The following is a 24,159-nucleotide window of genomic DNA, read 5'->3' as shown; positions in this document are numbered from 1 at the left end:
TAACATGCCAGCTTCTAAGCCAGCCCCCATTCTCGTCGATCTCAAGTTCAATCCCGATACCGTCGCGCGCATCCTGAAGACCGCCTTTCTCGATCGCGGCAGCATCAATATCGCCGACCCCGAGACGAAGGGCCGGGATCTTTCCGATCTCGACTACGCGCTGCTGTGGAAGCCGGAGGCGGATCTCTTCGAGCGGGCGCCGAACCTGAAGGTGATCTTCTCGGGCGGTGCGGGGGTCGACAGCTTCATGAACCTGCCCGGCCTTCCCGACGTGCCGATCGTGCGCTTCGTCGACCATAGCCTGACGACGCGGATGAGCGAGTGGGTGGTGATGCAGTGCCTGATGCACCAGCGTGGGCAGGCTGAGCATGACCGATTGCAGCGCCGGCGCGAATGGGGCCACGACGTGGCACCGGAGGCATCGGAACTCACCGTCGGCGTCATGGGCCTCGGCGTGCTCGGCCAGGATGCGGTCAAGAAGCTGACGGTCATGGGCTTCAACGTCATCGGCTGGTCGCGCACGGCTAAACAAATCGATGGCATCGAGACATTCGACGCGGCCGGGCTCGACGCATTTCTGTCGAAGACCGACATCCTTGTGGGCCTGCTGCCGCTGACGCCGGAGACGACGAAATTCTACAATGCCGCGCTGTTTTCTAGGCTCCGCCAGGGCGGCGCGCTTGGAAAGCCGGTGTTCATCAATGCCGGGCGCGGCAAGAGCCAGGTCGAGGCCGATATCGTCTCGGCGATCGAAACCGGCGTGCTTGGCGGCGCTTCGCTCGATGTCTTCGAGGTCGAACCTCTGCCTTCGGACAGCCCGCTCTGGGACCTGCATGGTGTCTTCATCACGCCGCATGATGCCGCGAGTTCGGAAGAGAATGCGCTGTTTCGCCATGTGGAGCGGCAGATCGCCCGCTTCGAGCGCGGCGAACCACTGCAATATGTGGTGGACCGCGACCGCGGTTACTGAGGCGGGAACCATCGTTGCCGGTGGCCGTTTCTTTCCCTGATGTTTTAAGGGCGGCCTATGCCGCCCGGCTTGGGAAGGGGCAAGTATGGTCGAGCGGATCGACAGACCGTGGAGTGAAGGCGGCAAACGCGAAGAGACGGCAAAAGACGCAATGGCTGGGCGAACCAAGCGAAAGTCGCCCACCAGCCTGCGCATCTTGCGCATGCTGATCGCGGCGCTGCTTCTGGCGTTCGCCGTCTGGATTCCGGTCGAAATCTGGAGCCGCTATAACCTGCCGCAGCCGGACGAACCCACGCATGCGGAGCCCTCCCCGGCGCAGGGCGGTGGCGGACAGTCCGGCACCGAGGCACCGACGCCCGCCGGGCGGGCAAACGCGCCGCAGACGAACGCGCAGTAGGCGGGCCGACGCTTGGCCCTGCTTTCGAGGAAATGGCGGGGTCTTATTTGTTCTGGACATTGCCGGCGCAGTTTTCGATAAGAAAGCGCACAGGCCGGTTGTCGTGCGCCTTTCTCGGCGCCTGCACCCGGATTGGATAGGGTGGAATCGATGGCGAAGACAGATATTGCACGGCGCGTTTACAACCACGCTTGGAAACTCGACCCGATCGTCCGCAGCCTGATCGACACGGACTTCTACAAGCTGTTGATGCTGCAGATGATCTGGAAGCTCTATCCCGACGTCAACGCCACCTTCACGGTCATCAACCGCACCAAGCGGGTGCTGCTTGCCGAGGAGATCGACGAGGGGGAACTGCGCGCGCAGCTCGACCATGCACGCACGCTTAGGCTCTCCAAGAAAGAGATGATCTGGCTGGCGGGTAACAGCTTCTATGGCCGCGCGCAGATCTTCGAGCCCGAGTTCCTGGCCTGGCTCTCGCATTTCCAGCTGCCGGAATACGAGCTTTCGAAGCGCGACGGACAGTACAGGCTCGATTTCCACGGATCGTGGAAAGAGACCACGATGTGGGAAATTCCGGCACTCGCGATCATCAACGAGCTGCGCTCGCGCTCAGCGCTACGCGCGCTCGGGCCGTTTACGCTCGACGTGCTCTACGCCCGTGCCAAGGCGCGCATGTGGGAGAAGGTCGAGCGGCTGCGCGAACTGCCGGGCCTGCGCATCTCCGATTTCGGCACGCGGCGGCGCCACAGCTTCCTGTGGCAGCGCTGGTGCGTCGAAGCCTTGAAGGAAGGCATCGGCGCCGGCTTTACCGGCACCAGCAACGTGCTGCTCGCCATGGACAACGATCTCGAGGCCGTCGGCACCAACGCGCATGAGCTGCCGATGGTGGCGGCCGCGCTTGCCGAGACCGACGAGCAACTGCATAACGCGCCCTATAAGGTGCTGCGCGACTGGAACAAGCTTTACGGCGGCAATCTCTTGATCGTGCTGCCCGATGCCTTCGGCACCGCAGCCTTCCTGCGCGACGCGCCGGAATGGGTGGCGGACTGGACGGGCTTCCGCCCCGACAGCGCACCGCCGATCGAAGGCGGCGAGAAGATCATTGAATGGTGGAAGAAGATGGGGCGCGATCCCCGGCAGAAGATGCTGATCTTCTCCGACGGCATGGATGTCGACGCGATCATCGACACCTACAAGCATTTCGAAGGCCGCGTGCGCATGAGCTTCGGCTGGGGCACCAACCTCACCAACGACTTCGCCGGCTGCGCGCCGACGGAGATTTCCGGCCTCAACCCGATCTCGATCGTCTGCAAGGTCAGCGACGCCAACGGCCGCCCGGCCGTCAAGCTCTCCGACAACCCGCAGAAGGCAACGGGCGAGCCTGAGGAAGTGCAGCGCTATCTGAAGTTCTTCGGCACCGAGGATCTGGTCGATCAGGCCGTTCTGGTCTGAGACGCGCTTACCGACGCATGTGCTTTGGGGATGAGGGAACGGCCACGTGATCTCGTGACAGCGACGTGACGTCAATCTGCCGCCCGACCCCGTTCTTAAGTTAACGGCAGTCGCGTTCCGACGCTGCGTTTACAGCATATTGGCGGGGATGCAAGGCGGCATGCCGTGCATGCTTCCTGATCTCCATCATTCGGACCGAACGGGCGCCTCGCGTTCGGGCGCCCGTCGCCCGCTTACTTGACGACGAGGATCGCCTTGCCGCGGACCCTGTCGTAGAGATCAATGATATCCTGGTTGAACATGCGCACGCAGCCGGAAGAGGCGTTCTTGCCGATCGAGCGCCATTCCGGCGAGCCATGGATGCGATAGAGCGTGTCCTGGCCATCCTGGAAGATATAGAGCGCGCGGGCGCCGAGCGGATTGCTGAGCCCCGGCGGCATGCCCTCTTTCCACTCGCTGAGCTTCGGATTGCGGCCGATCATCGACGGAGTCGGCGTCCAGGTCGGCCACTTGCGCTTCCACTGGATCACCGCCCGTCCCTTCCAGGCGCGGCCCTGGGCACCGAGGCTGACGCCATAGCGGACCGCCCGGTCGTTCTTCAAAATGAAATAGAGGAACTTGGTCTCGGTATCGACGACGATCGAGCCCGGCGGCTCGTCGCTATGATAATCGACCTCCTGGCGCAGATAGCGCGGATCGACCTCGGCGTAGCTGATGGCCGGCAGACGATAGCTGCTGTCGTCGAGATCGGCGTAGATCAGCGGATAATCCGGCTTGTCGACCGGGCGCTCCGGCTGCGACACGGCGGCCTCGGCGGCGGGTGCCGGTGCCCCGACGGCCGGCGGCTTGGGCATGGCGACGTCGACCGGCTGGGAGGGAAGCTGCGTGCAGGCCGCAAGCAGCGAAACGCCGGCCGCCGCGACAAGCGACCGAAGAATGGAGAGGCTATGCAATTTCAGGGTATCCAATGCGAGAGGTAAGCTGTGATCCCTCTCCCTGGCCGGGCATCGGTGACCAAATTGTGTTCGCGGAGGGAAATACAGAGGGGCCCGGGAGGTTCGGCGCGGGGCTGTTGGCGGAATGCAACAGGGAGCGTGAAGCGCAGGAAATAGGGCGCAAAAAGCCGGCGTTGGCTAACGGATCGCACGTCGTTGGGAAGACGGAGATAGCAGCATCGATTTCCGAGGAAATGGCGGACAAGGTGGGATTCGAACCCACGGTACGCTTTCACGTACACACGCGTTCCAGGCGTGCGCCTTAAACCACTCGGCCACCTGTCCTGCTGCTTGATTTGGCACCCTTCGGCGCAAATCGTTGGAACGGCGCGATATATACCGAGGAATTTTCAGGGATCAACCTAAATCTAACAGTTTTTTGACTTCTTCCAGCAAAAGTGCCGGAATGCGGTCCATTGCGGTTCCGGCGGCAGGGCACTAGTGTCTTTAAGTCTTGGAGAATGGGCGCAACTGGCCGGGTCAAATCCGGCGGATCGGTGGCGGAGAGTGTAATGCGTTTCCTTTTGCGTTTGGCGAGCCTGATCGCGCTGGCGGTCGCGGTGATTGCCGGAACGATCGACAGCATCCAGTCCGTGGCGGCATCCTCCGTCGTCATCACGCCGATGGGCGATGCCTGGCAGGACATGAGCGCGTCCTCCTTCGAGGCGCTGCAATCGACCATCGCCTACTATATCCACCCCCGCTTCTACACGATCGGCTTTCAGTGGCTGATGATGCAGCCGGCCTTCGCGGTGTTCCTTGTGCTTTCGCTCATCCTGTGGATGGCGGGGTACAAGAAGCCGCCGGTGGCCGGCCGTTTCGCGGCTTAGGCGAGACGCCTGTCTCACGCATCATTTGCCCGTATTTCTGCTACCTGACGTGGCGACGATCGCCCTTGGGTGGTCAGTCGCATGCAGAATGGAGCTTGACGCCCACGCGGGCTCAGGCGCAGCGAGGTGTCTCAAATGGCTAGAAAAATCGCACTTTAGCGGTGCTTTTGCGTAAAAAGCGATTGCGCTGGCCGGTTTTTACGCAAAGTCGGCGATTTTTACCAGCCGAAAAATTTCTCGTGAATTTTCATTGGAGCCATGCAAGGATGCGGCAAGCCAGGCCTCCGGGGGGAGGTCGGTGTTCCGCAGACATGCCTGAAAACGGGCTTGCGGGAGGACCCCTAACAAATAGCAACAACAGGGCTGCACAATGAAAAAATCCCTTCTGACCGTCCTTGCCGTGGCTGCCATGTCCACGACGGCGCTCGCTGCCGACGTCAAGCCGGCACTGGTCTACGGCACCGGCGGAAAGTTCGACAAGTCCTTCAACGAAGCCGCCTACAATGGCGCCGAGAAGTTCAAGAAGGAAACCGGTATCGCCTACCGCGACTTCGAACCGACCGGCGACACCCAGGGCGAACAGGCCATCCGCAACTTCGCCAGCCGCGGCTTCAACCCGGTTGTTGCCGTCTCCTTCGCCTGGACCTCGGCGATCGAAAAGGTTGCCGCCGAATTCCCGGACACCAAGTTCATCATCGTTGACGCCGTTGTCGACAAGCCGAACGTCCGCTCGGTCGTCTACAAGGAAGAAGAAGGTTCGTACCTCGTCGGCGTTCTCGCCGGCATGGCTTCGAAGACCGGCAAGGTCGGCTTCGTCGGCGGCATGGACATTCCGCTGATCCGCAAGTTCGAGTGCGGCTACGAGCAGGGCGCACGCGCTGCCAACGCCAAGATGGAAGTGTTCCAGAACATGACCGGCACCACCGGTGCTGCATGGAACGACCCGGTTCGCGGCGGTGAGCTCACCAAGAACCAGATCGACCAGGGCGCCGACGTGATCTACGCGGCAGCCGGTGCAACCGGTCTCGGCGTTTTGCAGACCGCCGCCGACAACAAGAAGTTCTCGATCGGAGTCGATTCGAACCAGAACCACCTGCATCCGGGCTCGGTATTGACCTCGATGGTCAAGCGCGTCGACCTCGCGGTCTACAACGCCTACACCGACACCAAGGGCGACAAGTTCACCGCCGGCGTGCAGTCGCTCGGCGTCAAGGAAGACGGCGTTGCCGCTGCCATCGACGACAACAACAAGGCGCTGATCACGCCTGAAATGCTGGCCGCCGTCGAAAAGGCCAAGGCAGACATCATCGCGGGCACCGTCAAGGTTCACGATTACACCTCGGACAACGCCTGCCCGAAGTGATCCGCGCCTGAAATTGGGCGTATGGCGGAATTGATTTTCGCCATACGCCCTTTTCGTATCTGGAGCCTGCTGTGACTGACACGCCCGCTATCGAACTTGTGGGCATCGACAAGAAATTCGGTGCCGTCCACGCCAACAAAGACATCAACCTCACCGTCGCCAAGGGATCCATCCACGGCATCATCGGGGAAAACGGAGCCGGAAAATCGACGCTGATGTCGATCATTTACGGCTTTTACCACGCCGATCAGGGCGAGATCCGGGTCAACGGCCAGGCCGTGACGATCAAGGACAGCCAGACGGCGATCGCAACCGGTATCGGCATGGTGCACCAGCACTTCATGCTGGTCGACAATTTCACGGTGCTCGAGAACATCATGCTCGGCGCCGAAGGCGGAGCGCTGCTCGCGAGAGGCGTAGCGTCTGCCCGCGCCGAGCTCAAGCGGCTGGAAAAGGAATACGGCCTCGAGGTCAACCCGGATGCGCTGATCGAGCAGCTCCCCGTCGGCCTGCAGCAGCGCGTCGAAATCCTCAAGGCCATGTATCGCGGCGCCGAGATCCTGATCCTCGACGAACCTACTGGCGTTCTGACGCCGGCCGAGGCCGACCACCTGTTCCGCATCCTCAAAGTGCTGCGCGACCAGGGCAAGACGGTCATTCTCATCACCCACAAGCTGCGCGAGATCATGGCGATCACCGATACGGTGTCGGTCATGCGCCGCGGCGAGATGGTGGCGACCCGCAAGACCGCTGAGACGACGGTCGAGGAACTGGCCGAGCTGATGGTCGGCCGCCGTGTGTTGCTTCGCGTGCAGAAGGGCGAGGCCAATCCCGGCAAGGTCATCCTGTCGGTGCGCAATCTGACGGTGAAGGACGACCGCGGTGTCGTCATGGTCGACAACGTGTCGTTCGACGTGCGCGCCGGCGAGATCGTCGGCGTGGCGGGCGTGGCAGGCAACGGGCAGTCGGAGCTTCTCGAAGCGATCGCGGGTATCCGCAAGCCGCATTCGGGCGAGATTCTGCTCGATGGACAGCCGATCGACAAAGCCGATCCGGCGCGGCTGCGCGAGCTCGGCCTCGCGCACATCCCCGAGGACCGCCACCATATGGGCCTCGTGCTGAAGTTCGAGGAATACGAGAACGCGGTGCTCGGCTATCATCGCAAGCCTGAATACAGCAAGGGCCCGCTGCTTGATCTCGAAGCGATCCGCAAGGACGCGATGGAAAAGATCGAGAAATACGACATCCGGCCGCCGAACCCACGGCTGAAGACCGCAAACTTCTCCGGCGGCAACCAGCAGAAGATCGTCGTCGCCCGCGAAATCGAGCGCGACCCGACGGCGCTGATCATCGGCCAGCCGACGCGCGGCGTCGATATCGGCGCCATCGAATTCATTCACCGCCGGATCATCGAGATGCGCGACGCGGGCAAGGCGATCCTGCTCGTCTCCGTCGAGCTCGACGAAATCCGCGCCCTTTCAGACCGTATCCTTGTCATGTTCGCCGGCCATGTCGTCGGCGAGAAGACGCCCGATGCCGGTGAACAGACCCTCGGCCTGATGATGGCCGGCATTGCCGCGTGAGGCCTTGATGAGCACTGCTTCCACTCCCCTACCCCGCTGGATCAACTACGGCCTCATCCCGATCCTGAACCTTCTCACCGCCTTCCTGATATCAGGCTTCGTCGTCTGGCTGATCGGCGAAAGCCCGATCGGCGCGCTGCAGCTTCTGATCGAAGGCGCGCTCGGGAGCGGCGAAGGCATCGGCTTTACGCTGTACTACGCCACCAGCTTCATCTTCACCGGCCTTTCGGTGGCGGTCGCCATCCATGCCGGGCTGTTCAACATCGGCTCCGAGGGCCAGGCCTATCTCGGCGGTCTCGGCTGCGCGCTTGTGGCGCTGGCGCTCGACAAGTTCGTGCCGTGGTATGTGACCATGCCCGTAGCCGTGGTCGGCGCCGGCCTGTTCGGCGCGGCCTGGGCCTTCATTCCAGCCTGGCTGCAGGCCAAGCGCGGCAGCCATATCGTCATCACCACGATCATGTTCAACTATATCGGCGCGGCGCTGATGGTCTATCTGCTGGTCCACGTGCTGATCGTGCCGGGCAAGATGGCGCCTGAGACCCGCACCTTCCTCGAAGGCGGTCAGCTGCCGAAGCTCGGCTGGATCATGGACATGTTCGGCGCTAAGCTGGGTGCCGCTCCGTTCAACGTCTCCTTCATCATCGCGCTGGTGGCGGCTTACTTCGTCTGGCTGCTGATCTGGCGCACCAAGCTCGGCTTCGAGATGCGCACGCTCGGCGTCAGCCCGAGCGCGGCCGCTTACGCCGGCATTCCCTATGCGCGCATCGTCATCATCGCCATGCTGCTTTCGGGCGCGCTGGCGGGGATGATGGCGCTCAATCCCGTCATGGGCTCGTCGGCCCGCCTGCAGGTCGAGTTCGTCGGCGGCGCCGGCTTCGTCGGCATCGCGGTGTCGCTGATGGGGCGCAACCATCCTGTCGGCATCGTGCTCTCCGCCATCCTGTTCGGCATCCTCTATCAGGGCGGCGACTGGATTTCGTTCGAGATGCCCAACATCACCCGCGAGATGATCCTCGTGATCCAGGGTCTGGTGATCCTGTTTGCCGGCGCGCTTGAATACATGTACCGGCCGGCGATGGTGCGTCTCTACCAACAGTTCAAGCGGGCGTAAGGAGCGCGACGATGGAATATTACGACATCTTCATCAGCGTTCTGAGCTCCACCATCCGCCTGTCGATCCCGCTGATCTTCACGGCGCTGGCTGGCCTCTTTTCCGAACGCGCCGGCGTCTTCGACATCGGGCTCGAGGGCAAGATGCTGGGCTCGGCCTTTGCCGCCGCTTGCGTCGCCTATCTCACCGATTCCGCCTGGGCGGGACTTTGCGCCGGTATCGTCTGCTCGGTGGCGCTGAGCTTCGTGCACGGCTTCGCCTCGATCACCAACCGCGGCAACCAGATCATCTCGGGCGTCGCGATCAACTTCTTCGTGGCCGGGATCACCATCGTGCTCGGCCAGGCCTGGTTCGGCCAGGGCGGGCGCACGCCGCAGCTGGCCGGCGACGCGCGCTTCACGCCGATCACGCTTCCGGGCGCCGACGCGGTGCGCGAGGTGCCGATCCTTGGGCCGCTTTATGCCAACGTCATCTCCGGCAACAATATTCTGACCTACCTCGCCTTCCTGGCGGTGCCGCTCTCGTGGTGGATCCTCTACCGCACGCGCTTCGGTCTTCGTCTGCGCGCCGTCGGTGAAAATCCGGGTGCGGTCGATACCGCCGGCATTTCGGTCAGCTGGCTGCGCTACCGCGCCGTCATCTGCGCCGGCATTCTCTGCGGCTTCTCCGGCACTTATCTGGCGATCGCGCAGTCTGCCGCCTTCATCAAGGACATGTCGGCCGGCAAGGGCTATATCGCGCTGGCAGCCCTCGTCTTCGCCAAGTGGAAGCCGGTGCCTGTGATGTTCGCCTGCCTGCTGTTCGGCTTCCTCGATGCACTCGGCAACTTCATGCAGGGCAAGCCGATCCCCGGGATCGGCGAAGTGCCGGTGCAGATCTTCCAGGCCCTGCCCTATATCCTCACCTGCGTGTTGCTCGCGGGCTTCATCGGCAAAGCCATCCCGCCGAAGGCCGGCGGCACACCCTATGTCAAGGAGCGCTAAGACCATGTCCCACGACCTCTTCGAAGCCGCCCGCGGCGCCATGGCATTCGCCCATGCGCCCTATTCCAAGTTCCCCGTCGGTGCCGCGATCCGCGCCGAGGACGGCAAGGTCTATACCGGCGCCAACATCGAGAACCTCTCCTTCCCCCAGGGCTGGTGCGCGGAGCCGACGGCGATTAGCGCCATGATCATGGGTGGGGCGAAGAAGATCGTCGAGATGGCCGTGATCGCCGAGAAGCTGCCGCTCTGCCCGCCCTGCGGCGGCTGCCGGCAGAAGATCTCGGAATTCGCCTCCAAGGAGACGAAGATCTATCTCTGCGACGAAGCCGGCGTGCAGAAGACCATGACCATGGACGAACTGCTTCCCTTCAGCTTCGAGACCGAACTCTGATGCAGGCGGCGCTCGACCTGCTGAAGGCGCGTCTCGGCGGGCTTTCGCCGCGCTACGGCGTCATCCTCGGCTCCGGGCTCGGTTCGCTGGTGGCAGAACTGAAGGATGCGGTACGGATACCCTATCAGGATGTGCCGGGCTTTCCCGTCAGCGCCGTCTCAGGCCATGCCGGCGAGGTCGTGGCCGGCACGCTTGGCGGCGTGCCTGCGATCATGCTGTCGGGACGCGTCCACTTCTACGAGAAGGGCGACGCCAACGCCATGCGGCGGCCGATCGAGGTGTTGAAGGCGCTCGGCGTCGAGGCGCTGATCCTGACGAATTCGGCGGGATCGCTGCGCGAGGATCTGGCGCCGGGATCGGTGATGCAGATCACCGACCACATCAACTATTCCGGCATCAACCCGCTGATCGGCGAGGAGAGCGACCGTCGCTTCGTGGGCATGACGAATGCCTACGATACCGGCCTTGCTGAGGCGATGCGGCGGGCGGCGGAGAAGACCGGGACAGCGCTTTCGCAAGGCGTCTACATGTGGTTCTCGGGCCCGAGCTTCGAGACGCCGGCGGAGATCCGCATGGCGCGCATTCTCGGCGCAGATGCCGTGGGCATGTCGACCGTGCCCGAGGTCATCATTGCCCGAATGCTCGACATGAGGGTTGCGGCTGCTTCCGTTATCACCAACTATGGGGCCGGAATGACCGGTTCGGAACTGAGCCACGACGAAACCAAGGAGATGGCGCCCATCGGCGGTGCCCGTCTTGCCGCCATCCTGAAAGAGATGATCGCGGCTGGAGGAAATGACGCATGAGCAATCACTCGCTGAAGGAAACGGCAGCCGTGGCGCTGTCGTTGCTTGATCTCACCAACCTCAAGGACGACTGCACGGAAGCGCAGATCGAGGCCTTGTGCGCACGCGCGCAGACGCCCTACGGCAACAGCGCCGCGATCTGCATCTGGCCGCGCTTCGTGGCGCATGCGCGCTCGATCCTCGGCAGCGGCCATCCCGTGAAGATCGCCACTGTCGTCAACTTCCCCTCGGGCGACATGGAGGTCGCCGACGTGGCGGCCGAGACGCGCGAGGCGATCGCCGACGGCGCCGACGAGATCGATCTCGTCATTCCCTATCGCAAGTTCATCGCCGGCAGCGGCCGGGCCGTGACCGACATGGTTGCCGCCGTGCGCGCCGAATGCGGCGAGGCGGTGCTCTTGAAGGTCATTCTCGAGACCGGCGAGATCAAGGATGCGGCGATGATCCGTCGCGCCTCGGAACTGGCGATCGAGGCGGGCGCAGACTTCATCAAGACCTCGACCGGCAAGGTGTCCGTCAACGCGACGCTTGAAGCCGCCGACATCATGCTGCGCGCCATTCGCCAGAGCGGCCGCAAGGTCGGCTTCAAGCCGGCGGGCGGCATTGCCTCGGTGGCGGATGCAGCACTCTATCTGAGCCTCGCCGAGACGATCATGGCGCCCGACTGGCCGATGCCCTCGACCTTCCGCTTCGGCGCTTCGGGCGTGCTCGACGACATCCTCGCGGTTCTTTCCGGCACGCAATCGGCACCGGCGACCGCCGCGAGCTACTGAGATGATCCCGCAGGAGATCATTCGCCGCAAGCGCGACGGCGCGGTGCTGTCCGATGACGATATCCAGGCGTTCATCGCAGCACTTGCGGCGGGCAAGCTCTCCGAGGGGCAGATCGGCGCCTTTGCCATGGCCGTATGGTTCAAGGGAATGCGCCGCGAGGAGACCGTTTCGCTGACCATGGCGATGGCGCGCTCCGGCGACATGCTCGACTGGAGCGATCTCGACCGGCCGATCGCCGACAAGCATTCGACCGGCGGCGTCGGCGATAACGTCTCGCTGATGCTGGCGCCGATCGCGGCGGCCTGCGGGCTGGCGGTGCCGATGATATCAGGGCGCGGGCTCGGCCACACCGGCGGGACGCTCGACAAGCTGGAATCCATACCAGGCTATACAGTTACCCCCGACGCCGCGCTGTTTCGCAAGGTGGTACGCGAGGCGGGCTGCGCAATCATCGGCCAGACGGCAGCGCTGGCGCCGGCCGACGGCAAGCTCTACGCAGTGCGGGACGTGACGGCGACGGTGGATTCCATTCCGCTGATCACCGCCTCGATCCTGTCGAAGAAGCTGGCCGCCGGGCTGCAGACGCTGGTGCTCGACGTGAAGGTCGGCAACGGCGCCTTCATGGCCTCGTCCGAGGAGGCCGAGCAACTGGCGAAATCGCTGGTCGAGGTCGCGAATGGCGCCGGGCTGAAGACTTCGGCGGTCATCACCGACATGAACCAGCCGCTGGCGGATGCGGTGGGCAACGCGCTGGAGATCCGCAACGCGATCACGTTCCTCGCGGGCGAGAAGAGCGGCACGCGGCTGGAGAGGGTGGTTCTCGCCTTCGCGGCCGAGATGCTCGTCCAGTCGGGCGTCGCATCCTCGCGGGAGGATGGCGAGGCGCGGGCGGCCGAGGCGCTGTCATCGGGCAAGGCCGCGGAGATATTCGGGCGCATGACGCATATGCTGGGCGGCCCGTCCGACCTCCTGGAGAAGCCGGACAGCTATCTGCCCACTGCCCCAGCGATTCGGCCTGTCGTGGCCACGCGAAGGGGCTGGCTTGCGGCCTGCAACAGCAGGGATATCGGGATGAGCCTGATCGATCTCGGCGGCGGGCGGCGACACCCCGATGACCGGATCGACCACCGGGTTGGTTTCAGCGATATCCTGCCGCTCGGCACGCGCGTTGAGCGCGGCGAGCCGATCGCCTTCGTGCATGCGGCGAACGATGATGCGGCGGAAATAGCGGCTGCGGCGCTTCAGGCGAACTACGTGATCGGCGACAGCGCGCCGGCGCTGCCACCGGTCATTTCATCGCGCTTCTGACTACTGCTTCATGCTGAGCGAGCCGTCGGCCACCGCATAAGAGGCGAGCTTCTTCAGGAAGCTCATGCCGACGAGCGTCGAGGACAGGGCTTCGTCCTTCAAGACGAAAGCCTCGACATCGCGCACCCGGATGCCGCCGATCTCGACGCGGTCGAGCATGATGTGCGCTGCCTTGGTCTGGCCGTTGGCGGTGTTGACCGAATAGCGGAAATCGAGCTGGTTTGCCGTGTAGCCGAGACGGCGGGCCATGGTCTCGTTCAGCGCGACATAGGTGGCGCCGGTGTCGATCAGGCCGGAGACCGACTTGCCGTTGATGCGGAAATCGCCGGTGTAGTGGCCCTGCTGATCGGCCTGCAGGCGCATGCTGGTGCCATTGCCTGAGATTGCGGTCGTGGGGGTGGGATCGACCGCGCCGGAAACGAAATTCGCGGAGATCGGGCCTTCCGGGCGCGTAGGCGTGCTTCCGATGAAGGAAGGAACCTGTGTGGCAAGCACCGCTGCGATGCTTGCGAATATGACTGTACGCAAGAGCATGGAAACAGAAATCCTTCCTGTATAAACCGTGCATCATGCGCGGCCGTATCTTTAGCAGCTAAGCCACAATTGCTGAAAAGTTGCTAACGGCAGAAGGAGATAAGGCCTGGAAACATAGTCCAGGCCCCATGTAACATTTCAAATGGTAAACGGCTCGTTAATTACTTCGTGCCGTACATGCGGTCGCCGGCATCGCCGAGACCGGGCATGATATAGCCCTTCTCGTTGAGATGGCTGTCGATCGAGGCCGTGTAGATCTTCACGTCGGGATGGGCTTCCTGGAAGTTCTTGATGCCTTCGGGGGCAGCGAGCAGGCAGAGGAAGCGGATGTTGGTCGCGCCGCGTTCCTTCAGCTTGTGGATGGCGGCGATCGAGGAATTGCCGGTCGCGAGCATCGGATCGACCACGATCATCAGGCGCTCGTCGAGCGCTTCGGGCGCCTTGAAATAGTATTCCACCGGCTGCAGCGTGTCGTGATCGCGGTACATGCCGATATGCGAGACACGGGCGGAAGGTACCAGCTCCAGCATGCCTTCGAGCAGGCCGTTGCCGGCGCGCAGGATCGACACGAAAACCAGCTTCTTGCCTTCAAGGATCGGCGATTCCATCGTCTGCATCGGCGTTTCGATGGTTGCCATCGTCAGCTCGAGATCGCGCGTCACCTCGTAACACAGGAGCGTGGAGATTTCGCGCAACAGGCGGCGGAAGCTGCCCGTCGACGTTTCCTTGCGCCGCATGATGGTGAGTTTGTGCTGCACGAGCGGATGATCGATGACCGTTACGCCGTTCATGGCCGAGCCCTTTCTTTAGCTGTTCTTATAGCATGTTTCTTCCACGGAATTTGTCTCCGCCGCAAGAGCGGAGGGCAAATTGCCCCTATGATCCCCAATCTGGGATCCCCAATCTGGCCCGGATCGGGAAGGATCAGAGCCTGGTCAGAAGCGCGCTACGCGTGGCCTCGTCTACGAAGGCGGCCTCGATGCCGGTGCGGGTAAATTCATTGATCTCGGCGTCGCTGAAGCCGAAGACGGAAGAAGCGAGCTCGTATTCCCGCTCAAGCGAGGTGTGGAAGAAGGGCGGATCGTCGGAGCTGATGGTGACGCGCACGCCGGCATCCTTCAGCGCCCGCAGCGGGTGCGACTGGAAATCCGGGAAGACCTTAAGCGCGATGTTCGAGCCCGGGCAGACCTCCAGCACCGTGCCGAGATCGGCCAGCCGCTTGACGAGGTCCGCATCCTCGATGGCGCGCACGCCATGGCCGATGCGGGCCGGGCGAACCGCATCCAGCGCATCCGTGACGCTGAAGGCGCCGCAGACTTCGCCGGCGTGGATGGTGAGGCCGAGGCCGGCGTCGCGGGCGATATCGAAGGCGCGCGCATAATCCGCCACGCGGCCCATGCGCTCCTCGCCTGCAAGGTTGAAGCCCGTGATGAGTGGATTGCCGGCGCTTGCTGCGTATTCGGCAGCGCCGATGACGCTTTCGGGGCCGAAGTGGCGTTCGCCGGTGACGATCAGCCGGGCCTCGATGCCTGACGCCGCCTTGGCGCGGCGGATGCCCTCGCACACGCCTGCGATATAGGCGTCGGCGCCGAGGCCGATGCGCTTGCCGTGATCGGGCGAGACGATGAGCTCGCTGTAGATCGTGCCGATCGCGGCGAGTTCAGCCAGATAGGTTTCGGTCAGTAGCGCATAGTCCTCGTCGGTCTTGTAGACCTCGGAGATCTTGTCGTAGCACTCGAGGAAGCTTGCGAAATCATGCCAGACATAGGCGCCGTCCTTCAGATAGGCGCTGATATCGATGTTGTACTTGCGGGCCTGCGCCAAAGTGAGCGCCGGCGGAGCGGCACCCTCCAGATGACAGTGCAGCTCGACCTTCTTCAAATGTGACGTCACAGAAAACTCCTCCCGTGCGGGCCGGCGGGGATGCGCAGATGCTGGGCAATGGTCTCGCCGATATCGGCGTAGCTCGAACGGATGCCGAGATTGCGCGGGCGGTGGCCGGGGCCATAGGCGATGATGGGAACCCGCTCACGGGTGTGGTCGGTGCCGCGCCACGTCGGGTCGCAGCCGTGGTCGGCGGTGATGATGACGAGATCGCCGGGCTTCAGCTTGCCGCCGACTTCCGACAGGCGCGCGTCGAAGGCCTCAAGGGCCGCGGCATAGCCCGGCACGTCGCGGCGGTGGCCGTAGAGCATGTCGAAATCGACGAAATTGGTGAAGACGAGATCGCCATCCTCGGCGACATCCATGGCGTCTAGCGTCGCATCCATCAGCGCCGCATTGCCGTTTGCCTTGACGACCCGCGACACGCCTTGGTGGGCGAAAATATCGCCGACCTTGCCGACGGCATGGACGGTGCGGCCTTCCTTTACCAATCTGTCGAGCAGCGTCGGCTCGGGCGGCGGCACGGAGAAATCGCGGCGATTGCCGGTGCGCTCGAAGCTCACTTTGGTTTCGCCGACGAAGGGGCGGGCGATGACGCGGCCGATGTTTTCGCGGTCGAGAAGGGCGCGGGCGATGGCGCAGAAGGTCATCAGCCGCTCGAGGCCGAAATGCTTCTCGTGGGCGGCGACCTGGAAGACGGAGTCCGAAGAGGTGTAGCAGATCGGCTTGCCGGTGCGGATGTGTTCCTCGCCGTAGCGGGCGATGATGTCGGTGCCGGACGCGTGGCAATTGCCGAGGATGCCGGGCACTTCGGCGGCGCGGCACAGCGCTTCCACGAATTCGGGCGCGAAGGCGTCGCCCTCGGTCGGGAAATAGCCCCAGTCGAAATTGACGGGCGTGCCGGCGATCTCCCAATGGCCCGACGGCGTATCCTTGCCGCGCGAGACCTCGTTGGCCGAGCCGAAGCTGGCGTAGACCTTCTCGGCCATCGGCATGCCGACGGGGATCTTGCCGGATGCCGCCTTTGCGAGGTGCAGGAGGCCGAGCGCCGACAGGTTCGGCAGCTGCAAGGGGCCTGATCGCAGGCCTTCGCGGTCGCCGAGGCCGGCGGCACAGAATTCGGCGATATGGCCGAGCGTATCCGCCCCCTCGTCGCCATAGGCGGCCGCATCCGGTGCGCCACCGACGCCGAAGGAATCCATCACGAATAGAAAGGCACGCGGCATGTTTCACCCGACACTGAAAAGCTGGCGCGCCGGATTGCCGGCCGCCGGGTCACAAGCCTTATAACGGAGACGGGAGGATGGCAAATGGGGGCGTCGGCGCGGTCCGCTCAGCAGTCGCTGCAGAGAACGTTGTCGCCCTGGCGCTGACGGTAATAATAGGTGCGGCTGATGGTCAGCGTGCTGTTGTTCGGCATGAGATTGGGCGCGAAGAGGAACAGCTTGTAGGGTATGGACAGCTCCGAGCGGACGAGGAAGCTGTTGGCCTTCCTGAGATCGGTCGGCACGGTCACGGCGGAATTGACCGTGTAGGGACGGCTGTTGTCCTGCGCCCAGGACCACTTGACGGTCGGGTTGGCGGCGGCGTCGATCTGGATGCCTGTAATCTTCAGGCTCAGCGTGGTTCCGGCATTGTAGGGCACGAAGATCGCGGCTGCGGCATTGGGCATGTCCGCGAGCCAGGACTTCGTCACCGTCTGCTGCTGCGTGACGATATCCGCCACCGTGGCGGCGGCGCGCGAAGCGCGCTTGCTGACGCTGAGACCGATGGTGATCTCAAACGCGCCGACATAGAGCATGACGAGGATCGGGAAGAGAATGGCGAACTCGATGGCGCCCATGCCGTCGCGGTCACCCGCGAAACGGCGAGAGAGGGCCTGTAGCCTGGCAATTGCGCTGCGGATCCTCATCATCACGGGTATTGCTCGTTCTGGAACGCGGCGGTCGCGACAATCAAGAAGTAGGCCGAGGAGCCGTCGGATGGCCTGATGTTGGAGATGTAGGGACGGATAAGATCGCCGATGACCTGCCACTTGTAATAGGCGCGGACCATGTTGATGGTGCCGGCGCCGCCTGGCGCGTATTGGAGTTTCGATGTGTCGAGGTCCGAATAGGCGGCGGTCGATTTCGTTGGAATGGTCGTCGGGATGGCGGCGAAGGTCGCGAACTTCTGGACATCGACGAAAAGCTTGCTTGGCGTTGCCGCTTCCGTCGCCGAGCAGGTGATCAGGATCGAGATCTCCTTGCAGAAGGCGGTGCGAAAGGCGGTGCGGTCGGTATTGGTGGCTGTGATCTGGCCGGTGCGGATCTTGCGGCCCAGCGTATCGACGGCGTTGGACACGAGCTCTTCGCCAGCAAAGGCGATGAAGGTCTCGATGATCGCGAAGACGACCATGAAATAAGGAATGGCAAGAAGCGCGAATTCGATCGCGGCGGCTCCATCACGCGAGCGCCTGAAAGCGGCAATGGACCACCGCCGCCTGCATTGGCGCCGATCCGTCCGTTCCGCTGTTTGATCCAATTCCGTCATGGCCTGCATCCGACACAGCTTCGATCATGCACTTTTAGGTGCCGAACGTTGATTTTCCGTTTCAAGCCGGTTCAGAAATTTAACAACAAGTAAAAGGGCTTCGATTAGGGACCAGTTGCACCAGCGCTGGCGCCGGCAGCGGCGGTCGTGTCGCTGTGCTGTTCGCAGTTCGGCGTGCAGGACAAAACCGTGCGCTCCGTCTGGCGGAACACGCGCACCGTGTTGGCTTCGTCGATGGAGACCAGGATGCTCTGATCGAGGATGGCGTTGCCGTCGGCATCGAGCAGGACGAGATTGGTGCTGCCGAAGCTGCGGCCTGTCAGCACGATGGTCTTGGCGTCGGCAACCGTCGCATCCGCCACCTTGGCGTTGCCGACGATGACCTTGCTGACGGGACGATCGAGCTTCAATACGCGCGCCTGATCCATATAGACCCTGAGCATCTGCTGCTGCTGGGCGAAGGCCGGGGCGTAGGCAGTTGCGCAGGCCGCGGCGGCGGCAAGTACACTGGCAAGGACTAGCCTTATGCCGCTCGATGACATCTGGATTCTCTCACGATCACGACGCTAACTTACCGGGAGCATAGAAAAAAATGGTGCATGAAACCTTAATACACGGGCGACCCCGTCCATAACGAGACGTTAACGCACCCTCATCAGTACAGTAATGACGCAAACCGTGCTCACGAGAGCGGATCAGGTAACAGCTCCGGGCGCCCGCTCATCAGGAATCCCTTATTCAGCAGTATCTTCCGCACGATATTTAAATTTCTAAAGAACTACTGAAACGGTTACTTACCATAACGCCGACCGCTCCTTCATTTACATATTAGTAACCCATTTTTTTAAGCCGATTGAAAGAGCGGTTCGTTAGGTTGTGCTCATCCGATCAACGGCAAACAGTTGGCGGACGTGCTGAACATCAACTGGAGTTAGGAGTTATCATGACCAAGCTTGTAAGCCGTTTTCTGAAAGACGAATCCGGCGCGACCGCAATTGAATACGGCCTGATCGCAGCGCTCATTTCCGTAGCGCTCATCACTGGCGCGACCGCACTCGGCAACAAACTGAACCTCATGTTCAACGGCCTGTCGAACACGATCGCTTCCAAGACGCCGGCCTGATATCGCCTTCGGCGACACGATATACGCCAGACCTTAACGGGTCTGGCGCTAAACATAGGCTCACGCGAACCCGCGGTGGGCCTTTTGTCTTAAGGATCGATAGCAGAATGATCGCAGCTTCCGTCTTTGTGATATTCCCGCTGTGCCTCGCAATCGCGGCATTTTCCGATCTGTTCACGATGACGATCCCGAACAGGATCTCTATCATCCTCATCGCGTCTTTCTTCGCCATCGCAGTTTTCACCGGCATGCCGCTGGCCGCGATCGGCAATCATGCCGCCGGCGCGCTTGCCGTGTTTGTCGTCTGCTTCGTTTTGTTTGCAACCAACACCATGGGCGGCGGCGACGCCAAGCTCCTGACGGCATCGGCACTCTGGTTCGGCCTTAACCCTGCTATCGTCGAGTTTCTCGGCTATGTCGGCATTTTCGGCGGCCTGGTGACCCTGATCATCATGATGATCCGCACGCAGGCAGACACCATTCTGGCGATCGGCCTTCCGGTTCCGAACTCTATCCTCATGGCCAAGAAGATCCCCTATGGCATCGCCATAGCGATCGGCGGTTTTCTGGCATTTCCGTCTTCGCCGGTATTCATGACCGCGCTGGAAGGCCTGAAATAAAGGCGCTTAAGCGCTCGTTAACCTAAGATCGAAGTCTTTCGTTAACTATAATTACACCAATTGGAGCCAATTCTCCGGAACGAATATTTCGATTCCTTGGGGAACGCCTGATGAAACCCGCCCGCATTTTGATCCTTGGAGTGGCCGTTGTGGCCGCCGGTCTGGCCGGCGTTCTGGCGATGAGCCTTGCCGGCCGCGGATCGGTCGTGACCCAGGTCCAGCAGGTGGTCGAGAAGGAGCCGACCGTCAACGTTCTGGTCTCCAGCGCCAATCTGCCTGTCGGCGCACGGCTCGACGACAAGTCCGCGCACTGGATGGCATGGCCGACAGGCGGGGTCGTTCAGGGCTTCATCACCGAAACCGACAAGCCAGAAGCCATCAAGGACCTGCAGGGCGCCGTGGTGCGCATGCCGATCTTCGAGGGCGAGCCGATCCGGGCCGAAAAGATCGCCGATTCCAACAGCCGCATCATGTCGTCGCTGCTGCCTTCGGGCAAGCGCGCGGTCGCAACCGAAATCTCGGTCGCAACCGGCGCCGGCGGCTTCATCCTGCCGAACGACCGCGTCGACCTCATCATGGTGCGCAAGGAAAAGAACGGCGACAAGTATCTGACCGAGACCGTGCTCAACAACGTGCGCGTACTCGCGATCGACCAGCAGGTTCAGGAAAAGGACGATGGCTCCAAGGCGGTGGTCGGCACGACCGCGACGCTGGAGCTGACACCTGACCAGACCAAGGTTCTGGCGGTTGCCCAGCAGATGGCCGACCGCCTGTCGCTGGCGCTGCGCTCGGTCGCCGACGCCCGCGAGCCGGACACCAAGGCCGCCGATTACCTGCTCAGCGGTGATAACGGCAGCTCCATCGTTCAGGTCATCAAGTCAGGCGCCATCGTCACCGACAGCGCGCCTTCGAAAGCCGAGTAGAGGAAACGGACATGGGCAACTCAACACGGCACATGAAACATCTGATGGCAGGCTGCCTGTCGCTGACGATCGGCTTGACCGGCGTCGCGCCCAGCTTCCTCGATCCCATCGTCGGCGTCAGCGCGGCTGAGGCCGCCGCCGACGGCATGGTCAACATCACCCAGACGGGCCCCGGCGCACATCGCGCCCTCAAGCTTGGCCTGAAGAAGGCTATCGTCATCGACCTTCCCGTCGATGCGCACGACATTCTCGTTTCCGATCCGAGCATGGCCGACGCGGTGACGCGCTCCTCGCGGCGCATCTACCTGTTCGGCAAGACGGTCGGGCAGACCAACATCTTCATCTTCGGCGCCGACGGCCAGCAGATCGTCAGCCTCGACATCGCGATCGAGCGCGACGTCAGCGGGTTGCAGAACAACCTGCGCCGCTTCATTCCCGATTCCAACATCAACGTCGAGATCGTCTCCGACAACATCGTGCTGACCGGTACCGTTCGCACGCCGCAAGACGCAGCACAGGCCGCTGATCTGGCCGGTGTCTTCCTGAAGGGCGGCGAGGCGACGACGCGCACGGAAACCGCCAGCAGCCAGGGTGGCGGCGACGGATCGGTGGCGCTGTTTGCGGAAAGCCGCCAGCAGTCGCAGGTGATCAACCTGCTGCAGATCGAAGGCGAGGATCAGGTCACGCTGAAGGTGACAATCGCCGAAGTTCGCCGCGAAATCCTGAAGCAGATCGGTTTCGACAATCTTGTCTCCAACTCCGGCGGTCTCAGCGTCGCGCAGCTTGGCGCGCCGAACGCCAGCGCTGCGACCGCAACCGTCGGCGGCGGTCTGGCGGCGCTGTTCAAGAGCTCGATCGGCAAGTACGACATCTCGACCTATCTGAGCGCGCTGGAACAGGCAAAGGTCGTGAAGACGCTTGCCGAGCCGACGCTGACGGCGATTTCCGGACAGGCGGCAACCTTCAACTCCGGCGGCCAGGTTCTCTATTCGACGACCGACAACGACGGCAACGTCACCGTCGTACCCTACAACTACGGTATCAACCTGGCCTTCAAGCCTGTCGTCCTGTCTTCGGGCCGCATCAGCCTGGAAATCAAGACCAACGTGTCGGAGCCGGCACCTTCGGTTACCGGCTCGGCACCGACCTACCAGCGCCGTTCAGCCGAGACATCCGTCGAGCTTCCTTCCGGTGGCTCGATCGCACTGGCCGGTCTCATCCGCGACAACGTCTCGCAGACATCGAACGGAACGCCTGGCGCCAACAAGATTCCGCTGCTGGGCACGCTGTTTCGCCAGCGCACGGTCGAGCGCGACGAGACGGAACTCGTGATCATCGCGACGCCCTATCTCGTGCGTCCGGTCGCCCGCAATCAGCTGAACCGGCCTGACGACAATTTCAGCCCGGAGAACGACGGCGCGGCATTCTTCATGAACCGCGTCAACAAGGTCTACGGCGGCAAGACGCCGGTCGCCGACGCCCAGTTCCACGGTTCAATCGGGTTCATCTACAAATGAGCGAAGCGGGATCAGCAATGGCACAACACAGAGACACGCCGATGGCCAAGATCAAGACCAGCGCCCGTAACCGCGGCTTTTCGACACCGCTGATCGCGGCGGCCGCAATCGCTGCCGCCCTGCTTTCGGGCTGCGCCTCGCGCGACGACCTGACGACAGGCGGTATTCCTGACGATTACCGCCAGCGCCATCCGATCGTGGTGACGGAAGCCGAGCAATCGGTCGATATTCCGGTTGCCTCGACCGACCGTCGGCTCAACACAGCGCAACGCGACATGATCCGCGGCTTCGCGCAGAACTACGGCTCTCGCGCCACCGGCCCGGTCTACCTCTTGACGCCGGAGGGATCGCCGAACTCCAACGCTGCCCGCCAGCTGCGCGGCCAGGTGCGCGCCGAACTCTCCGCACGCGGCATCGCGAGCTCGAAGATCGTCAACAGCTCCTATGTGACGCTCGACGCCAAGGATGCGGCGCCGATCCGCCTCACCTTCGTCGGCACCACGGCGATGACGTCGCAGTGCGGCCAGTGGCCGAAGGACATGATCAACGACTTCAGCAACCAGAATTACTATAATTTCGGCTGCGCGACGCAGAACAACCTCGCGGCACAGATCGCCAACCCCGAAGATCTCGTTGCGCCGCGCGGCATGACGCCGATCGACGCGACGCGCCGCAACGCCGCCATCAAGGAATATCGCGAACGCACATCCACGATCGAAGAAGTCGGTGGCAACGCCGCCGGAAGCTTCTGATCAGACCAGGATCGACGATGAGCACGGTTGAATACGACATCACGAACACCGCCGACCTTCAGCAGGCCGAAGAGGCCATGCGCATGGGCGATCTGGAAAACATGCGCCCGCTTCCGCGCATCTCGGTCCACGCCTTTTGCGAGAGCGAAGAACTGCAGCGGGTGATGGAGCGCTGCGGCAATGATCGCCGCCTGTCGAAGGTGAGCCTGCGCATCACCAGCGGCGGCATTGCGGCGGCGGCCAACATGTTTGCCAGCGCGCCGACACCGAACCTGATCATTCTCGAGACACGCGCCAATAGCGCCGGCCTGCTCAACGAGCTGGCGCCGCTCGCCGCCGTCTGCGATCCGTCGACCAAGGTCATCATCGTCGGCTACCACAACGACATCGCGCTCTATCGCGAGCTGATCCGCAACGGCATTTCCGAATATATCGTGCAGCCGGTGGGCATGGCCGACATCATGACGGCGATGGCGACGATCTTCGTCGATCCCGATGCCGAGCCACTGGGGCGCAGCATCGCCTTCATCGGCGCCAAGGGCGGCGTCGGCGCCTCGACCATCGCGCATAACTGCGCCTTCGGCATTTCGCGGCTGTTTTCGACCGAGACGATCCTCGCCGATCTCGACCTGCCCTACGGAACCGCGAACATCGATTTCGATCAGGACCCGACGCAGGGGATTGCCGAAGCGGTCTATGCGCCTGAGCGCCTCGACGAGATGTTCCTCGACCGCCTGCTGACGAAGTGCTCCGAGCACCTTTCGCTGCTTGCGGCGCCGTCCATCCTCGACCGCGCCTATGATTTCGACGGACATGCCTTCCAGCCGGTCATGGAGGTGCTGCAGCGCAGCGCGCCGGTGACCGTTCTCGACGTGCCGCACGCCTGGTCCGAATGGACCCGCTCGGTACTCGGTGCCGCCGACGAGGTGGTCATCTGCGCGTCTCCCGATCTCGCCAATCTGCGCAACACCAAGAACCTGATCGACGCCCTGCGCAAGATGCGGCCGAACGACAAGCCGCCGCACCTCGTTCTCAACCAGGTGGGCATGCCGAAGCGTCCGGAAATCAGCCCGTCGGATTTCTGCGAACCGCTGGAATGCGAGCCCGTCGCCATCATCCCGTTCGACAGCAACCTGTTCGGAACGGCTGCCAATAGTGGCCGGATGATCTCGGAGATGGATCCGAAATCGCCGACGGCCGAGACCTTCTCGCAGCTGTCGCACATCGTTACCGGGCGCATCGCCGTCAAGAAGGCGAAGAAGAGCAGTCTTCTCGGCCTCCTGAAACGCAAGTAGCCCACCAGGAGTG

26 protein-coding genes and 1 tRNA gene are annotated in these 24,159 nt (G+C 62.7%); 18 read left to right on the top strand and 9 right to left on the bottom strand.

Going from position 1 to position 24,159, the window contains the following annotated elements:
• Window positions 1-4: 4 nt before the first annotated feature.
• The 3 genes from ACCD05_RS14085 to pncB all read left to right on the top strand — a co-directional run bounded on the left by ACCD05_RS14085 (window position 5) and on the right by pncB (window position 2,822).
• A complete protein-coding gene (locus ACCD05_RS14085) occupies window positions 5-970 on the top strand; it encodes a 2-hydroxyacid dehydrogenase (protein ID WP_413393402.1) in 966 nt (321 codons plus the stop codon).
• 85 nt (window positions 971-1,055) lie between these two features.
• Window positions 1,056-1,367 (top strand): hypothetical protein, encoded by a 312-nt coding sequence (locus ACCD05_RS14080; RefSeq protein WP_413393400.1) that lies wholly within the window; start codon window positions 1,056-1,058, stop codon window positions 1,365-1,367.
• Between the two features lie 150 nt (window positions 1,368-1,517).
• Entirely contained in the window at window positions 1,518-2,822 is a 1,305-nt protein-coding gene (gene pncB, locus ACCD05_RS14075; RefSeq protein ID WP_047506704.1) for a nicotinate phosphoribosyltransferase, read from the top strand.
• Window positions 2,823-3,055: 233 nt separating this feature from the next.
• Here the strand turns inward: pncB and ACCD05_RS14070 are convergent, their stop codons facing one another.
• Both ACCD05_RS14070 and ACCD05_RS14065 read right to left on the bottom strand, forming a co-directional pair.
• On the bottom strand, window positions 3,056-3,775 hold the full coding sequence (locus ACCD05_RS14070; protein ID WP_413393398.1) for a L,D-transpeptidase: 720 nt from the start codon (window positions 3,773-3,775) through the stop codon (window positions 3,056-3,058).
• 237 nt (window positions 3,776-4,012) lie between these two features.
• Window positions 4,013-4,102 (bottom strand) — tRNA-Ser (locus ACCD05_RS14065).
• Window positions 4,103-4,329: 227 nt separating this feature from the next.
• Between ACCD05_RS14065 and ACCD05_RS14060 the strand changes: the two genes are divergently transcribed.
• From ACCD05_RS14060 to deoA, 9 genes are all read left to right on the top strand, one after another.
• Entirely contained in the window at window positions 4,330-4,647 is a 318-nt protein-coding gene (locus ACCD05_RS14060; RefSeq protein ID WP_111563111.1) for a hypothetical protein, read from the top strand.
• A 370-nt stretch (window positions 4,648-5,017) separates the two neighbouring features.
• On the top strand, window positions 5,018-6,010 hold the full coding sequence (locus ACCD05_RS14055) for a BMP family lipoprotein (protein ID WP_413393395.1): 993 nt from the start codon (window positions 5,018-5,020) through the stop codon (window positions 6,008-6,010).
• A 71-nt stretch (window positions 6,011-6,081) separates the two neighbouring features.
• Window positions 6,082-7,593, top strand: a complete 1,512-nt coding sequence (locus ACCD05_RS14050; protein ID WP_209188738.1) for an ABC transporter ATP-binding protein — start codon at window positions 6,082-6,084, stop codon at window positions 7,591-7,593.
• 7 nt (window positions 7,594-7,600) lie between these two features.
• Window positions 7,601-8,704 (top strand): ABC transporter permease, encoded by a 1,104-nt coding sequence (locus ACCD05_RS14045; RefSeq protein WP_209232280.1) that lies wholly within the window; start codon window positions 7,601-7,603, stop codon window positions 8,702-8,704.
• 11 nt (window positions 8,705-8,715) lie between these two features.
• A complete protein-coding gene (locus tag ACCD05_RS14040) occupies window positions 8,716-9,687 on the top strand; it encodes an ABC transporter permease (protein WP_113239459.1) in 972 nt (323 codons plus the stop codon).
• 4 nt (window positions 9,688-9,691) lie between these two features.
• Window positions 9,692-10,078: a cytidine deaminase gene (locus ACCD05_RS14035; RefSeq protein ID WP_047506699.1), complete on the top strand. Its 387-nt coding sequence runs from the start codon at window positions 9,692-9,694 to the stop codon at window positions 10,076-10,078.
• Complete coding sequence (locus ACCD05_RS14030; RefSeq protein WP_413393392.1) at window positions 10,078-10,884, top strand: purine-nucleoside phosphorylase; 807 nt, start codon at window positions 10,078-10,080, stop codon at window positions 10,882-10,884. Before ACCD05_RS14035 ends, ACCD05_RS14030 begins: the two co-directional genes overlap by 1 nt.
• Window positions 10,881-11,657, top strand: coding sequence for a deoxyribose-phosphate aldolase (gene deoC, locus ACCD05_RS14025; RefSeq protein ID WP_018899196.1), 777 nt, complete (start codon window positions 10,881-10,883; stop codon window positions 11,655-11,657). The genes ACCD05_RS14030 and deoC overlap by 4 nt, the downstream gene beginning before the upstream one ends.
• Window position 11,658: 1 nt before the next feature.
• Window positions 11,659-12,966 carry a thymidine phosphorylase gene (gene deoA / locus ACCD05_RS14020; RefSeq protein ID WP_413393390.1) on the top strand — a complete coding sequence of 436 codons (1,308 nt, stop codon included), beginning with the start codon at window positions 11,659-11,661 and terminating at the stop codon, window positions 12,964-12,966.
• Here the strand turns inward: deoA and ACCD05_RS14015 are convergent, their stop codons facing one another.
• The 7 genes from ACCD05_RS14015 to ACCD05_RS13985 all read right to left on the bottom strand — a co-directional run bounded on the left by ACCD05_RS14015 (window position 12,967) and on the right by ACCD05_RS13985 (window position 18,458).
• Window positions 12,967-13,500 (bottom strand): TIGR02281 family clan AA aspartic protease, encoded by a 534-nt coding sequence (locus ACCD05_RS14015; RefSeq protein ID WP_047506688.1) that lies wholly within the window; start codon window positions 13,498-13,500, stop codon window positions 12,967-12,969. It lies immediately after the preceding gene.
• Window positions 13,501-13,661: 161 nt separating this feature from the next.
• Complete coding sequence (gene upp, locus ACCD05_RS14010) at window positions 13,662-14,291, bottom strand: uracil phosphoribosyltransferase (RefSeq protein ID WP_047506686.1); 630 nt, start codon at window positions 14,289-14,291, stop codon at window positions 13,662-13,664.
• Between the two features lie 133 nt (window positions 14,292-14,424).
• Window positions 14,425-15,393, bottom strand: a complete 969-nt coding sequence (locus ACCD05_RS14005; RefSeq protein ID WP_413393388.1) for an adenosine deaminase — start codon at window positions 15,391-15,393, stop codon at window positions 14,425-14,427.
• Window positions 15,390-16,610, bottom strand: a complete 1,221-nt coding sequence (locus tag ACCD05_RS14000; RefSeq protein WP_413393386.1) for a phosphopentomutase — start codon at window positions 16,608-16,610, stop codon at window positions 15,390-15,392. Before ACCD05_RS14000 ends, ACCD05_RS14005 begins: the two co-directional genes overlap by 4 nt.
• Window positions 16,611-16,717: 107 nt before the next feature.
• A complete protein-coding gene (locus ACCD05_RS13995) occupies window positions 16,718-17,296 on the bottom strand; it encodes a TadE/TadG family type IV pilus assembly protein (RefSeq protein WP_413393469.1) in 579 nt (192 codons plus the stop codon).
• Between the two features lie 2 nt (window positions 17,297-17,298).
• Window positions 17,299-17,916: a TadE/TadG family type IV pilus assembly protein gene (locus tag ACCD05_RS13990; RefSeq protein ID WP_047507478.1), complete on the bottom strand. Its 618-nt coding sequence runs from the start codon at window positions 17,914-17,916 to the stop codon at window positions 17,299-17,301.
• A 104-nt stretch (window positions 17,917-18,020) separates the two neighbouring features.
• Window positions 18,021-18,458, bottom strand: a complete 438-nt coding sequence (locus ACCD05_RS13985) for a pilus assembly protein N-terminal domain-containing protein (protein WP_047506680.1) — start codon at window positions 18,456-18,458, stop codon at window positions 18,021-18,023.
• A 401-nt stretch (window positions 18,459-18,859) separates the two neighbouring features.
• On the opposite strand from ACCD05_RS13985, the gene ACCD05_RS13980 reads away from it, so the two are divergent.
• The 6 genes from ACCD05_RS13980 to ACCD05_RS13955 all read left to right on the top strand — a co-directional run bounded on the left by ACCD05_RS13980 (window position 18,860) and on the right by ACCD05_RS13955 (window position 24,146).
• Window positions 18,860-19,039 carry a Flp family type IVb pilin gene (locus ACCD05_RS13980; RefSeq protein ID WP_047506676.1) on the top strand — a complete coding sequence of 60 codons (180 nt, stop codon included), beginning with the start codon at window positions 18,860-18,862 and terminating at the stop codon, window positions 19,037-19,039.
• A gap of 107 nt (window positions 19,040-19,146) precedes the next feature.
• Complete coding sequence (locus ACCD05_RS13975; protein ID WP_413393383.1) at window positions 19,147-19,659, top strand: prepilin peptidase; 513 nt, start codon at window positions 19,147-19,149, stop codon at window positions 19,657-19,659.
• A 110-nt stretch (window positions 19,660-19,769) separates the two neighbouring features.
• Window positions 19,770-20,582, top strand: a complete 813-nt coding sequence (gene cpaB / locus ACCD05_RS13970; protein WP_047506673.1) for a Flp pilus assembly protein CpaB — start codon at window positions 19,770-19,772, stop codon at window positions 20,580-20,582.
• Window positions 20,583-20,593: 11 nt separating this feature from the next.
• The gene (locus ACCD05_RS13965; protein WP_413393381.1) at window positions 20,594-22,099 is read left to right on the top strand and encodes a type II and III secretion system protein family protein; all 1,506 of its coding nucleotides are present in this window, start codon (window positions 20,594-20,596) and stop codon (window positions 22,097-22,099) included.
• Window positions 22,100-22,116: 17 nt separating this feature from the next.
• Window positions 22,117-22,851 carry a CpaD family pilus assembly protein gene (locus tag ACCD05_RS13960; RefSeq protein WP_413393380.1) on the top strand — a complete coding sequence of 245 codons (735 nt, stop codon included), beginning with the start codon at window positions 22,117-22,119 and terminating at the stop codon, window positions 22,849-22,851.
• A gap of 17 nt (window positions 22,852-22,868) precedes the next feature.
• Window positions 22,869-24,146 carry an AAA family ATPase gene (locus ACCD05_RS13955; RefSeq protein WP_112981723.1) on the top strand — a complete coding sequence of 426 codons (1,278 nt, stop codon included), beginning with the start codon at window positions 22,869-22,871 and terminating at the stop codon, window positions 24,144-24,146.
• Window positions 24,147-24,159 lie beyond the last annotated feature (13 nt).

Origin of the sequence: Rhizobium sp. Rhizsp42, from assembly GCF_047304155.1 — a bacterium.
GTDB lineage: Bacteria > Pseudomonadota > Alphaproteobacteria > Rhizobiales > Rhizobiaceae > Rhizobium.
This window is presented reverse-complemented; position numbering and strand designations above follow the sequence as displayed.